Annotated in this window: 13 protein-coding genes; 12 read left to right on the top strand and 1 reads right to left on the bottom strand. The window is 66.7% G+C overall.

Translation table 11 applies throughout. The annotated features are described in order from the left end of the window. Positions 1–8 precede the first annotated feature (8 nt). Positions 9–272: a twin-arginine translocase TatA/TatE family subunit gene (locus VFW04_06120; GenBank protein HEX5178885.1), complete on the top strand. Its 264-nt coding sequence runs from the start codon at positions 9–11 to the stop codon at positions 270–272. Positions 273–342: 70 nt separating this feature from the next. On the opposite strand, the gene VFW04_06115 is transcribed toward VFW04_06120, so the two are convergent. Continuing rightward, positions 343–2,172, bottom strand: coding sequence for a peptidyl-prolyl cis-trans isomerase (locus tag VFW04_06115; GenBank protein ID HEX5178884.1), 1,830 nt, complete (start codon positions 2,170–2,172; stop codon positions 343–345). Between the two features lie 203 nt (positions 2,173–2,375). Here VFW04_06115 and VFW04_06110 point away from each other — a divergent pair, with 203 nt between their 5' ends. The 11 genes from VFW04_06110 to VFW04_06060 form a co-directional block, all read left to right on the top strand. Next, positions 2,376–4,142, top strand: coding sequence for a tetratricopeptide repeat protein (locus VFW04_06110; protein ID HEX5178883.1), 1,767 nt, complete (start codon positions 2,376–2,378; stop codon positions 4,140–4,142). Then, entirely contained in the window at positions 4,118–4,579 is a 462-nt protein-coding gene (gene aroQ / locus VFW04_06105; GenBank protein ID HEX5178882.1) for a type II 3-dehydroquinate dehydratase, read from the top strand. The genes VFW04_06110 and aroQ overlap by 25 nt, the downstream gene beginning before the upstream one ends. Further along, positions 4,572–5,660 carry a Xaa-Pro peptidase family protein gene (locus VFW04_06100; protein HEX5178881.1) on the top strand — a complete coding sequence of 363 codons (1,089 nt, stop codon included), beginning with the start codon at positions 4,572–4,574 and terminating at the stop codon, positions 5,658–5,660. Before aroQ ends, VFW04_06100 begins: the two co-directional genes overlap by 8 nt. Positions 5,661–5,690: 30 nt before the next feature. Further along, entirely contained in the window at positions 5,691–6,221 is a 531-nt protein-coding gene (gene accB / locus VFW04_06095) for an acetyl-CoA carboxylase biotin carboxyl carrier protein (protein HEX5178880.1), read from the top strand. Then, complete coding sequence (locus tag VFW04_06090) at positions 6,214–7,395, top strand: type IV pilus twitching motility protein PilT (GenBank protein HEX5178879.1); 1,182 nt, start codon at positions 6,214–6,216, stop codon at positions 7,393–7,395. The genes accB and VFW04_06090 overlap by 8 nt, the downstream gene beginning before the upstream one ends. Positions 7,396–7,438: 43 nt before the next feature. Further along, on the top strand, positions 7,439–8,791 hold the full coding sequence (gene accC / locus VFW04_06085) for an acetyl-CoA carboxylase biotin carboxylase subunit (protein HEX5178878.1): 1,353 nt from the start codon (positions 7,439–7,441) through the stop codon (positions 8,789–8,791). Position 8,792: 1 nt separating this feature from the next. Beyond that, positions 8,793–9,539, top strand: a complete 747-nt coding sequence (locus VFW04_06080) for a 2-phosphosulfolactate phosphatase (protein HEX5178877.1) — start codon at positions 8,793–8,795, stop codon at positions 9,537–9,539. 3 nt (positions 9,540–9,542) lie between these two features. After that, entirely contained in the window at positions 9,543–11,849 is a 2,307-nt protein-coding gene (locus tag VFW04_06075) for a DNA translocase FtsK (GenBank protein HEX5178876.1), read from the top strand. Between the two features lie 27 nt (positions 11,850–11,876). Further along, positions 11,877–12,677 (top strand): hypothetical protein, encoded by an 801-nt coding sequence (locus VFW04_06070; protein ID HEX5178875.1) that lies wholly within the window; start codon positions 11,877–11,879, stop codon positions 12,675–12,677. A 158-nt stretch (positions 12,678–12,835) separates the two neighbouring features. Beyond that, positions 12,836–13,195 carry a YraN family protein gene (locus VFW04_06065; protein HEX5178874.1) on the top strand — a complete coding sequence of 120 codons (360 nt, stop codon included), beginning with the start codon at positions 12,836–12,838 and terminating at the stop codon, positions 13,193–13,195. A 128-nt stretch (positions 13,196–13,323) separates the two neighbouring features. After that, on the top strand, positions 13,324–13,878 hold a 555-nt coding region (locus tag VFW04_06060), incomplete at its 3' end, for an ATPase domain-containing protein (GenBank protein ID HEX5178873.1).

Raw genomic sequence — 13,878 nt, 5'->3', positions numbered from 1 at the left:
GGCATCACATGAACTTCGCAAATCTTGGCTTTGGCGAGATCCTGCTCATCGTTCTCATCGTGTTGCTGCTCTTCGGCGCGAAACGCATCCCGGAGATCGCAGGCTCCATGGGAAAAGGGATCCGGGAATTCAAGAAGAGCATGACCGAGGTGCAGACGTCCATCACGCAGGAGGTTTCGACGCGTGACGATCGCGAGCGCCTCCGCGCGCCAGAGCCGCAGACCCGCGCCGATGACGTACGGCCCGAGCCCAAGCGGCTGATCGACACCTGAGGCTGGTGCCTAACGACAAACCGCGCGCCGGCATCGGCGCGCGGTTCTTTTTGTGCCTAACGTCAGGCCGTCAGCTTGCCGTCTGCCGGGTCTGCTGCTCGACCTGCTTGCGGCGATCATCGATCTTCGCGCTCTGCCGCAGGTCCGCCAGATATTCCTGGACGCGCTGCTGGCGCAGCCGCTGCAGCAGTTGGGTGCGCTGCTGACTCTTCTGCTTCTCCCAGGCGGCGCGATCCGCGTCGACACGGCGATCCACCTTGATCACGTACACGGCATCGCCCGACTTCACGGGCTCGCTCACCGTGCCGGTGGGCAATCCGAATGCGGCGCCGATGACTTCGTTCGCCTGGCCGATGCCCGGCACCGACGAGACGCGCGAGAAGGTCGGGCTCTGGCTCACCGTTAGGCCTACGGCCTTGGCCGCCTGATCGAACGTCTGCCCTTTGGCGTATGCGTCCGACACCTTCTGCGCGACCGGCACGAGCATGTCCAGTTTTTTCTGCCGAATGAGCTCGGTGCGAATCTGATCGCTCATGCTGGCGAGGGTCGGCTTGCCGCCCGGCGTCAGCGAATCGAGCCGCGCCAGATAGTACGCGCGATCCGCGTCGATGAGATCACTCGTCTGGCCGACCTTCGCGGTGAACGCCCACGCGCTCACGCTCGGCACATCCTGTCCGTTGAAGGTGAGCGGATCGCCTTCGGTGGCAGCGACCCGCGCGGTGGTCAGGCCGAGCCGCTTGGTAATGCTATCGAACTCGGCTGGCGCGTCGAGGTCGGCCGCGTGCGACAGCGAGTCGGCGCGGCGGTCGCTGATCGCAGCCGACGAGTCGCCCTGATGAATCGGGAGGAGGATGTGCCGCACGGCGATCGTATCGCCCTTGCGCTCATCCACCTTGATGATGTGGTAGCCGAACTGCGTTAGGACAGGCGGCGACAGCTCGCCGGGCTTGAGGGAGAATGCCGCCGAATCGAATGCGTGCACGAACTGTCCTTTGGTGACGCGCCCCAGATAGCCGCCTTTGACCGCCGAGGCGGAGTCGGCGGACTCGCGCTTGGCGACGTCCTCGAACTTGGCGCCGGCCAGAATCTCTTTGCGCAGCTCGAGGGCGTGCTGGTACACGCGATCCGTGTCCGCCTTGGTGATCGGGCGCGGAATGATTGCGAGCGTCACGACCGCGTGTCCGGGGCGGTCGGCGAAGTCGGCCTTGTGCTGGTCAAAGTACTGCTGGATCTCGGCGGCGCTCACGTGGACGGCGGAGTCGGGAATGCGGTTCGGGTCGAAGCGGACGTACGAGATCTGCGCCGAGTCGTGCGTGTCCTGCCACGCGCGCCAGAGTTGGGCATCGGTCACGTACACCTGCGAGGCGATCTGCTCAAACAGCTTCTCGCGCGGCAACTCGCCGCGATAATACTGCTCGAGCTGCAAGCGAATACCTGATTCTTTCGCGACCGGGCTCGAGAGGTAGCGGCGATACTTGTTGAGATCGAACTGCCCTTCGGTTTGGAACTGCGGGTCCTGCACAATCTGCGGAGGCGGCTCTTCGAGGGCGGCCTGCTGAATTTCCTGGTCGGACACGGTGATGTCGCGCTTCTTGTACTCCTGCTGCAGCAGGATGTTGGTCACCATGTCGTTGAACGCGTCGTCCTCGACGCGCTGTTCGTCATCGAGCGACAACTGTCCGGATGTCTGTTGTTGGGCGCGCTGGATCGCCTGCTCGCGCAGCTGGAGCCAATCGCGGTAGTTGACGTCGGTGCCGTTGATCTTGGCGATGGTGGTGCTCGGGGTGACCGGGCCTTGATCCCCCAGTCCCGATTGGCCGATATAAACGAACCAGATCAGAAAGGCGGGGATGACCAGGTACCAAATCCACTTGGCGTGCGCCCGAAAGACATGCAGCACGAGAAGTCACTCCGTGTCGAACAAGGGGGAAGGCTCGCGGGCAAGGGGTCGCTCGACGTGCCCTCCGCGAACCGCGAAATCTACCGGCGGCGGCGGCGTAAAAGCAAGACAGCGTGTCACTTCCGATTGACTTGAATCGTCACTGAGTTGTATCTTGAGCCGCCTCTAACCGCCTGCCTGGGCGCCATTCCCGAGGGCTTTGAATGGCCAGTTCCGCGCTGATCGACGACCTCCTCAAGCAATTCGCCGAGAATCCGCGGCGCGTGTTCGCGCGTCTCGCGAACGAATATCGGAAGCGGGGTGAACTGGACACCGCGATCGAGATCTGTCGCGCGCACGTGCCGCTGCAGCCGACGTACATCAGCGGTTATATCGTCCTGGGCCAGGCGTTGTACGAGACCGGCCAACTGGATGAAGCGCGGGCCACCTTCGAGACGGCGCTCGGGCTCGATCCCGAAAACCTGATCGGCCTCCGTCAGTTAGGCGACATCGCGCGCGCCAAAGGCGACGCCAGTGGTGCGCTGGGCTGGTACAAGCGCCTGCTCGAGGTCGATCCGCAGAATGAAGAGGTCGAAGCGCTGCTGCGGGAGCTCGAAGCGCCCGCCGGCAGCACGCCGGCATCGCCCGCCGGTGAGCCCATCGGTTGGGGCGACATCAATCCGGAGGCGAGCACCGCATCCGCGCAGCCGCCGGTGCCCGCCAACGAATCAGCTCCGGCGACGCCCCCGGAGGTGCCGGCCAAGAAGGATCTCGACTTCGACTACGACGTGTTGTCGTCGTTCGGGGAAGCCGAGGCGCTGCCGCCGCTCGAGCCGCCAATGCTCGACGCGCCGGCCGATGCCGCAGCGCCGGCGCAGCATGCGTCGGAGCTCGAGGCGCCTGCGGCGGGTGCCGCGGCGCACGCCGACGGCGAGTCGTCGTCGCACGATGAACCGTTGCCCGCGGCGTTCATCACTGAGACGATGGCCGAGTTGTACTTGCAGCAAGGGCATCGCGAGCAGGCGCTCGACATCTATCGATTGTTGCTGGCGCAGCGGCCGGGAGACATGTCGCTGCTGAATCGCATCGCGCGATTGGAGCAGCCGGCGCCGGCGGCGCCGGTGGAGCGGACGGTGCGCGCGTTCTTCGGCCGCTTCGCGAACCGCCGGCCGCCGGGCGTGCGCACGGAGACCGACCTCGCGGCGGTGCCGGCGCCGGCGGCGTCGTCCGCTCTGGCGGAGGAACTGCCGCCGTTAGACGCGGAGGCCGCCGCGCCTCAGCCCGCGGTCCCATCGCCTGACGAAAGCAAGCCGGCCGAGCCGGCCGCGGCGTCTGCGCCCGCGGAGGAGGTCGCCGCCGCCGTCGTCGCCGACGCCGCCGACGGCGCGTCGCCTAACGAAGCGGCTGCGCCGGTGTCTTCCGGAGCAGAGGTCGCTGGCGAGGAGCCGCCCATCGAGCAGCTGGCATCGGCCGACTGGACGGCGCCGGAGGCGGACGAAGCGAGCATCGCCGACGTCGCGCCTGCAGAGCCCGAGACGGCGGCGGCGCCGCCGGCGACCGAACGCGACGTCGCGGCGGAGGCGGCCGAGGCGCCCCCGGAGCCGGCCGGGGCGGAGCCGGCGCCCGCGTTCACGCCTAACCGCGTGCTGTCGTTCACCGAGCTGTTCCAGGACCGGAGCGCGTCGGCGGCCGACGAGCAGGCGGCGGCCACCCTCGCCGGCGCGTTCGGCGCCGAGGCCGGGATGCCTAACGGAGGCGGCCGCGCGGCGCGGGCCGCGGCCGACGCCCTGTCGCTGGACGACGTCTTCGGCGGCGGTGCGCACGAGAGCACCCCGCAAACCTTCGACGAATTCTTTGCCCCGCGCGACGCGGAGCCGGAGGGCGCCGCCGAGCGCGCGTCCGCCCCCGGGTCCACCCCGCCCGCAGCACGCCGCGGCGACGACGCCGACCTCGAGCTCTTCCATCAATGGCTCGAGGGCCTGAAGAAGTAGTGCGCATCGCCGTCCTCAACGGACCAAATCTCAATCTGCTCGGCGTTCGAGAGCCGGAGTTGTACGGACGCCAATCGCTGGACGACATCGAACAGCACCTGCGCCACATCGCGCGCGACCTGCACGTAGAAGTGGAATTCGCCCAACGGAACGGAGAAGGCGAGTTGGTGGATGTCATTCAATCGCTGCGCGGCCGCGTCGATGGCGCGCTCATCAATGCCGGCGCGTACAGCCACAGCAGCCTCGCCATCCGCGATGCGTTCGCCGCCGTGCAGGTGCCGTTCGTCGAAGTGCACCTGAGCAACATCTTCGCGCGCGAACCGGAGCGCCGGCAGTCGATGCTCGCCCCGAGCGCCCTCGCGTTGGTGTGCGGATTCGGCGCGCGCGGCTACGAGCTCGCGCTCCGCGGGATCGTCGCCTCCCTCGAGCGTGAGTGACCGCCGGTCCGAGCGCGTGGCGGCGCTCGCCGCCGCGCTGCGCGCAGCGCACCTCGACGGCCTGCTGATCACGAGCCTGCCTAACATCCGGTACCTCACCGGATTCTCCGGCTCGAGCGCGATCGTCGTCGTGTCGGAGCGCGACCTGCTGCTCGTCACCGACTTTCGCTACGCCACTCAAGTAAAGGAAGAAGTGGGCGACCCGGCGCGCGTCGCCATCGAAGCGCAGAGCTTGTGGACCGGTGTCTGGCGGCAGATGGCCGACATGACGGGTCTCGAGGTCGTGGGATTCGAGTCGGCGTATCTGGTGCACCGCGATTTCGAGCGATTGTTGAATGCCGGTGCGCGCTGGCAGTGGCGCGCAACGACGGATCTGGTCGAGACGCTGCGCGAGCAGAAAGACGCGGGCGAGATCGAGAGCATCACGTCGGCCGCACGCGTCGCGGAGCGCGCGCTCGAGCGAACGTTGGCCGGAGTGCGTGCAGGACAGACGGAGCTCGAAATTGCCGGCGCCCTCGAGCTGGCGCTGCGCGATGCGGGCAGCACCGGCTTCCCGTTCGAGACGATCGTCGCGTCGGGCGAACGATCGGCGCTGCCGCACGCCCGAGCCGGCAGCCGGCAAGTTCGCGCGGGCGACTTCCTTCTCATTGATTTCGGTGCCATAGTGGACGGCTATTGCTCCGACATCACGCGGACGGTCATCGTTGGCCGCGCGACGCCGGAACAACGCGATGTGCACGACATCGTGCGCACGGCCAACGAACGCGCGTCCGATCTCGTCCGCGCCGGCATGACCGGCAAAGATGCCGATGCGTTGGCTCGACGCTACATTGAGGAGCGCGGTTTGGGCGAGGCGTTCGGTCACAGCCTCGGACACGGAATTGGAATCGAAGTGCATGAAGCGCCGCGGTTGGCGCGGACGACGGAGGCGGTGCTCCCCGAGCGCGCCGTCGTCACGATCGAGCCGGGAGTGTATCGCGCTGGGTGGGGCGGAGTTCGCGTGGAAGATGACGTGGTACTCGGCCGTGACAGCGCAAGAATTCTCACGACATTTTCGCGCGAGCTCCTCGAAGTCGGCTGACGTCGGGAGGGAGTCATCTCTGACACACCTATGATTGACCTGCGCTACGTGAAGAAGCTCGTCGAGTTGCTCGACGGGTCTTCGGTAGATTCGATCGAGATCTCGTCCGACAAGGGCATGAAGATCCGCATCTCGAAGACGCCGCAGCAGAGAGGAATGGGGCTCGCGACAGCCGCAGCGCCGGTTCAGGTGGCCGTGCCGATGACGGCGCCGGCGTTGATGCCGGCGCCGCTTCCCGCTGGTCGCATGACGCCCGCCGATGGCGTTCCGGCCACGCCCGAGACCGCGTCGCCGCCCGCCGAGCCGTCGAAGCCGAAATTGCTCGAGGTCAAATCGCCAATGGTCGGAACGTTCTATCGCTCGCCGGAGCCCGGCGCGGCGGCGTACGTCAGCGAAGGATCACGCATCGCCAAGGGCGAAATCCTCTGCATCATCGAGGCGATGAAGATCATGAACGAGATCGAGTCCGAGTACGCCGGCATCGTGCGCGAAGTGCTCGTGAGCGATGCGCACCCGGTGGAGTACGGACAGGTCCTCTTCCGGATCGACCCCAATGGCTAACCCAGCGGTTTCGAGCGCGTCGGAGTCGCCGACCGCGCCTGCCCAACAGGCGCCGGCGTTCAACTTCAAGGCGGTGCTGCAGCGGATGATTCAGCAGAACGCGTCCGACCTGCATCTCAAAGTCGGGCGTCCGCCGGTGCTACGCGTGAACGGCGACTTGAGCTCGCTCGATGTGCCGCCGCTGAGACCGGAGGAGCTGAAGGCGCTCGCCGAGCAGATCATGACGCCCAAGCAGGTGAAGGATTTCGCGGAGCACAAGGAATCCGACTTCGCGATCGGCGTGCCGGGCATCGGGCGCTTTCGCGTGAACGTCTACCAACAGCGCGGCACGATCGCGTACGCGCTGCGGTCGGTGCCGTATCAGGTGCGCACGATCGAAGAGTTGAATCTCCCGCAAATCATCTCCGACATTTCGTTGCGGCCGCGCGGCCTCGTGCTCGTGACGGGAATCACCGGTTCCGGAAAGTCGACGGCGCTCGCCGCGATGATCCAGCACATCAACGAGAAGCGCCACGCGAACGTGATCACGATCGAAGATCCGATCGAGTTCCTGCACCGCGACATCAACTCGAGCATCAATCAGCGCGAAGTCGGCGCCGACACGGGAAGCTTCGCGGCGGCGCTGCGCCGGGTGCTGCGACAGGATCCCGACGTGATTCTCATCGGTGAGATCCGCGACATCGAGACGCTCGAGGTCGCGCTCAAAGCCGCCGACACGGGACACCTGGTCTTCTCGACGCTGCACACGACGGACGCGACGCAAACCATCAGCCGGGTATTGTCCTTCTATGCGCCGCACCAGCAGAACGAAGTGCGGTTCATGCTGGCGAGCGCGCTGTCGGCGGTGGTGTCGCTGCGCCTGGTGCCGCGCGCCGACAAGCCGGGGCGGGTGCCGGCGTGCGAGATCCTCATCAACACCGCGGCCGTTCGCGATCAGATCCGCGACATGACGAAGTCGCTCAACATTCCGGACCTGATCAAGGAAGGCACGGTGCAGTACGGCATGCAGAGTTTCGACCAATCGCTGATGCAGTGGTACAAGAAGAAAGCGATTTCGTACGAGAGCGCGATGTTCTTCGCGACCAACCCGAGCGAATTCGCATTGCGCGTCCAGGGCGTCGAGGGCTCGAGCGACAAGAGCTGGGACGCGCTCCAGAGCGACATCACGTCGTGAGGCCCGGCGGGCGTCCCGAACCCCGGTTTCCTGACCGTCGCGCATGTTCAAGAAAGTATTGATCGCGAACCGCGGCGAAATTGCGCTGCGGGTGATTCGCGCGTGTCGTGAGTTAGGCATTCAGACGGTGGCCGTCTATTCGGAGGCGGACCGCGAGTCGCTGCACGTGCGGTTCGCCGATGACGACGTCTGTATCGGGCCGCCGCCGGCGCGCGACTCGTACCTCAAGATTCCGCGCCTCATCGCGGCCGCCGAGATCACCGGCGCGGACGCGATCCATCCCGGCTATGGATTCCTCGCCGAGAACGCGGAGTTTGCGGAGACGTGCGCCGCGTCGAACATCGCGTTCATCGGACCGACGGCCGAGCAGATTCGCGTCATGGGAGACAAGGCGGCGGCGCGCAAGGCCATGGCCGCGGTGGGCGTCCCCATCGTTCCCGGCACGCCGGGGCCGATCGAAGATGCCGACGAAGCGCTCGGCTTCGCCCGCGACATCGGATTTCCGGTGATCATCAAGGCGGCGGCGGGCGGCGGCGGCAAGGGCATGCGCGTGGCGAACGACCCCGAGGATTTCTCGCGCGCGTTCCAACTCGCGCGGTCGGAGGCGTTGTCCGCGTTCGGATCCGGTGATGTGTACGTCGAGAAGTATCTCTCGCGTCCCCGGCACATCGAGTTCCAGATCATGGGCGACAAGCACGGCCGGGTGATTCATTTAGGCGAACGCGATTGTTCCGTGCAGCGCCGCCACCAGAAGTTGATCGAAGAAGCGCCGAGCCCCGCCGTTGGGCCTGCCTTACGGGAGCGGATGGGACACGATGCCGTCCGCGGCGCGAAAGCCATCGACTACGTCGGCGCCGGCACGATCGAGATGCTGCTCGATGAAGATGGCTCGTACTATTTCATGGAAATGAACACGCGCATCCAGGTCGAGCACGGCGTCACCGAGATGCTCACGGGCGTGGATCTGGTGAAGGAACAGCTGCGCGTGGCCGCGGGAGAGCCGTTGTCGATTGCCGAGTTGCCGCCGCTGCGCGGACACGTGATCGAGGTGCGCGTGAATGCGGAGGATCCGTCGCGCAATTTTCAGCCGTCGCCCGGTCGCATCGACGTGTTCCATCCGCCCGGGGGACCGGGTGTGCGGATCGACTCGCACGTCTACGCCGGCTACACCGTGCCGCCGTACTACGACTCGCTGCTGGCAAAGTTGATCTGTCAGGGGCGCGATCGCGCCGAAGCCGTGAAGCGGGTGCAGGTGGCCCTCGAGAGTTTCGTGCTGGAAGGCGTGACAACGACCATTCCGTTTCTCGCGCGTGTGATGCAGAACGCGGCGTTTCAGGCCGGCCAGGTGGACACCAAGTTTCTCGAGCGTGAGGCGTCGCTGTTGCGGGAGCCGTGAGATGCGAATCGATGTGTTGTTCGGGCCGTCGATGCTGGCGCCCGCGACGGTGACGGGACGGGTGGTTGCGGTGATCGACGTGCTGCGGGCGTCGACGACCATCGCGACGGCGCTTGCCAACGGCGCACGCAACGTGGTACCTCTGGAAAGCGCCGACGCCGTGATGACGCGCGCCAAGCAGTTGGAGCGCGCCGACGTGCGCACGGCGGGAGAGCGGAAGATGCAGCCGATCCCGGGATTCGATCTTGGCAACTCGCCGCGGGAGATGACGCGCGAGGCCGTGGACGGCAAGACGGTGCTGTTCACGACGACGAACGGCACGGCCACGTTGCTCGCCGTGCAGGGTGCGCGCGATGTGGTGATCGCGTCGTACGTGAACGTGGCGGCGGTGACGTCGCTGCTGCGCACGGCGGCGCGCGGCGGCACCGACATCAGCATCGTGTGCGCGGGACGCGACCGCCAGGTGTCGCTCGAGGACGCGGCGTGCGCCGGGCGGTACACGCGGATGGTGACCAAGCAGATCGACGGTGCTGAGTTAGGCGACGGCGCGTTCGCGTGCACGGTGCTCGACCGCCGCTACGGCGACCGGCTGGACCGGTTGTTCGCCGATTCGGAGCACGGGCGGGCGCTCGCCGAGGCCGGGTTCGCCGAGGATCTGGTGGCGTGCGCCGCGCTCAACGCGCACCCGGTGATTCCGATCTATCAGGACCGGCAGATCACGCTGCTCGGTCCCGACCGGGAGCGTTAGGCAGTGACGGCCGCGCCTTCGCCCTCGCATCGGCAGCGGGAAGCGGCGGGCGTCGCGCTGTTGGCGCTGGCGCTGTTCATCGCGCTGGCCGTCGCGTCGAGCACCTCGGGCGGCGGCGGCGCGTGTCATCAAACGCGATCGCTCATGGGGCCCGTGGGCGCGTGCACGCGCGCCGGGATGGTGTGGCTCGTCGGCGTGCCGGCGGCGTTCCTCGTGCCGCTGCTGCCGGCGATCCACGCGCTGCGGCTCTTCGGGCGCATGCGCTCGGACACCGACCGAAACTGGCTGTTGTTCGTGTTGGGCCTCGTGCTGTTGGTGCCCGTGGCCATCGCGCTCGCGCTGCACCTCGGGCACCGGTGGAGCGATTCGGCGGGGTTCTGGGGCGGCTTCATCGCGTTCTATCTCGTCGAAGCGCTTGCGTGGGGCGCGTGGCTCTTCGTGGTCGCGGCGTTTTGCGCGCTCACGATTTTCACGCTGGCGTGGAACCCGGTTCGGATTGTGTTAGGCATCCAGCCGGCGGGTGTGTTGCGCCTGCCCTGGCGGCGCGCGGCCGCGGCGCCGGCGGCCGACATCAACGAGCCGTCGCCCGAGGAAATGCCGGCGATCGAGCCGTTCGCGCCGCAGCCGATGGGGCTCGATACGGCGCTGGGCGACGGGCCGCGCGGCCGGCGCCGCAAGAAGTCGAAAGCCGAGATCACGGCCGAGCACGACGAGGAAATCGCGGCGGCGATCGATGCATCGGCCACCCCGGACGCCGCCGACGACGAGCTGCCGCTGGCCGACCTGCTCACGCCGCCGCCGCCGCACAACGCGGAGACGAACCGCCGCGAGCTGGACGCGATGGCGGTCAAGCTCAAGGAAGCGTTAGGCACCTTCCGCGTGGACGCCGAGATCACCGGGCGCACGACGGGGCCCGTGGTCACGCAGTACGAAGTCGAGCCGGCGCCGGGCGTGAAAGTCCGCCAGATCGCGAATCTGTCCAACGATCTGGCGCTGGCCATGCGGGCGGCGAGCATCCGCATCGTGGCGCCGATTCCGGGCCGCGGTGCGGTGGGCGTCGAAGTGCCCAACCCGACGTCGGAGATCGTGGCGTTCCGGGAGCTCCTCGAGTCGCGCGAATTCCAGACGGCGCGGGCGGCGCTGCCGATTGCGTTAGGCAAGGACCTGGAGGGCAAACCGGTCATCGCCGACCTGGCGAAAATGCCGCACCTGCTCATCGCCGGCGCCACGGGCTCGGGAAAGTCGGTCTGCGTCAACACGATCATCACCGGGCTCATCTATCGGCACACGCCGCGCACGCTGCGGTTCCTGATGGTGGACCCGAAGATGGTCGAGCTGTCGGTGTACAACATGCTCCCGCATCTCCGCCACAAGGTGATCACCGACAACCGCGACGCAGCGTCGGTGCTCAAATGGGCCAAAGACGAGATGCAGGAGCGCTACGAGCTGTTGGCGGCGAACCAGTGCCGGAACATCCAGGACTTCAACCGCCGGGTGCAATCGGGCGCGCAGCTCACCAGGCCGCGCACGCCCGATGTGGCGTTCGAGGATCTGACGTACACGGGCGGGATCCTGCCGTACATCGTGCTCGTGATCGACGAGCTGGCGGATCTCATGATGACCGTGCAGGCGGAAATCGAGACGCCGCTGGCGCTCATCGCGCAGAAGGCGCGCGCGATCGGGCTGCACTTGATTCTGGCCACGCAGCGGCCGAGCGTGAACGTGATCACGGGGTTGATCAAGGCGAATTTTCCGAGCCGCATCGCGTTCCGCGTGGCGTCGCAGGTCGACAGCCGCACGATCATCGACGGCGTCGGCGCCGAGTCCTTGTTAGGCAACGGCGACATGCTGTTCATTCCCCCGGGGAAGTCGGAGCCGTCGCGCCTGCAGGGAGCATTCATCGCCGGCGAAGACACCGAGCGGCTGATGAAGTGGTACGAGCAACGGAAGACGGCCAAGCGGGCGGCGCTCGCCGAGAAGGGCCTGGCGCCCGAAGAGATCTCCGAGCCGGACATCCTCGAGATCGTGCGGCAGAAGGAAGCGCTGGAGTCGGGTCTCGCGTTGCTCGACGCCGACGATCCGGGCGACCGCGACAAACTCTTCCGCGATGCGGCGGAGGTGGTGATCCAGCATCAATTGGGGTCGACGTCGCTCTTGCAGCGGCGTCTCAAGGTAGGATACGGCCGGGCGGCGCGTATTATTGATCAGTTGCACGAGGCGGGGATTCTCGGGCCGCCGGACGGATCGAAGCCGCGCGACGTGTTGATGGGACTCGAGGATCTCGATCGCATTTGCGGCCCGCGCGCCTAACGCTGCGCCGGGCGAAGCGGGAGGCACGTGATGGCATCCAAGGTGTTGGTCATGGCGGCGCTCGCGGCGGCCGCGGCGAGCCCGGCGGCGGCGACGCAGTCCGTGCCGGCGCGTCTTGCGGCGCCGGCGACGGTGGCCCGTCTCAAACCGATGAAGTGGCTCTACGTCATTTCGCTGGTGACGGGCGAGGGTACGCCGCAGCGCATCGGCTTCCGCACCGTGAGCCTCACCGACACCACCTATCACGGGACGGCGGCGTGGCTGGTGATCGACGCGCGGCAGATGCACACGGCGGAATACGCGGAGTCGGTGTACGTGGGGCGCGCCGATTTGCGGCCGCTCTACCGGATCGAGCACACGCCGACGGGGCAGACGGTCTCCGAGTTCACAGGCGACAGCGTGCGGACGGTGTTCGACGACGACAGCGGCCGGGTGGCGGTCGCGACGGCCAACGAGCGCGACGCACTGCCGACGCTCTATCTGGTCGAGGGGTTGATCGCGGCGTCGTCGTTAGGCGCGAACTGGTCGGCGTCGGCCAAGCTCACGGCAGTGGACAAGCACGAGAGCGGGGTGGTGCCGGTGGTGCTGCGGACGGTGGGCGAGCAGCGTCTGGCCGTGCCGGACGGGGCGTTCGATGCCTGGGTCCTGTCGCTGACGTTAGGCAGGAGCGAGGAAAAGTTGTGGGTGCGGAAGAGCGACGGCGTGGTGCTCAAGGAACAGGTGCCGGTGGCGGGGATGGCGGGGGCGAGTGTGGAGATGCTGCTCGGACTCAACGGCGTCCAGAGGGTGGACACGGCGCGGACACGAACGGAGACAACGGACCGGTAAGGCGGACACGGGGCGGACACAAACGGAAACCACGGACCGGTAAGGCGGACACGGCGGACACGACGGACAAAGCGCGGACGGGAACGGCGGCGTGATTTTGGGCCGGCGCGCGGTGTTTTGCGCCTGCATTCGGCGCGAGCCCTTCCTAGATTCGCGCCATGTCGACACAGGCATTGGGACTCGCCGGTGAAGCGTACGCGGCCCGTTGGCTCGAGCAACTGGGCTGGACACTCCTCGAGCGACGGTTTCGTAATGGGCATCGCGATCTCGACCTCGTGGCGCGACGAGGCGGCGTGGTGGTGTTCGTGGAGGTGAAGGCGAGGCGGGGCAGCGAGTTCGGTGACCCGGTGGAGGCAGTCGATTGGAGAAAGAGGCGCGAGCTCATCCGATCGGCGCACGTCTGGGTCGACCGGTTCGGCAATCCCACGGACAGCTATCGATTCGATGTCATTGGGGTGCTCATCGACGGCGCGCGGGTGCGGATCCGACATGTGCAGAACGCGTTTTCAGTTGCGTAGACAAACTTGACGTCCTGGCCGTCCCTTCGTAGTTTGTTCGGTATGCGAATCCCCGAGCATTTCGGGTAAATTCGAGAGCCGGCCAGATCAACCAGCAGGCTCACCATCTCTCACCGGGACACACGAGAATGGCGGTTTCTACTCTGCAAGATGAGAAGAAGAAAGCGTTGAATCTGGCCATCGCGCAGATCGAGAAGAGCTGTGGAAAGGGCTCCATCATGAAGATGGGATCGGACAGTGCTCGGGTGCGCGTGGAAGCGATTCCAACGGGGGCGATCAATCTCGATGCGGCCATCGGCGTGGGCGGCATTCCGCGCGGACGTGTCACGGAGATCTACGGCCCGGAGTCGAGCGGCAAGACCACGTTGTGTCTGCACGTGGTGGCCAACGCACAGCGCGCCGGCGGCGTCGCTGCGTACATCGATGCCGAACATGCGTTAGACACGGACTACGCCTCGAAGTTGGGCGTGGACGTCGAGAACCTCTTGGTCTCACAGCCCGACACGGGCGAGCAGGCGCTCGAGATCTGCGAAATTCTCGTCCGTTCCGGAGCGGTCGACGTCGTCGTGATCGACTCGGTTGCGGCGCTCGTGCCCAAAGCCGAAATCGAAGGCGAAATGGGCGACTCGCACGTTGGCCTGCAAGCTCGACTCATGAGTCAGGCGCTGCGCAAGCTCACCGGC

Source organism: Gemmatimonadaceae bacterium, assembly GCA_036273715.1.
Taxonomy (GTDB): domain Bacteria; phylum Gemmatimonadota; class Gemmatimonadetes; order Gemmatimonadales; family Gemmatimonadaceae; genus JADGGM01.
The sequence above is the reverse complement of the archived record's forward strand: the minus strand, read 5'-3'. Positions and strand labels throughout refer to the sequence as shown.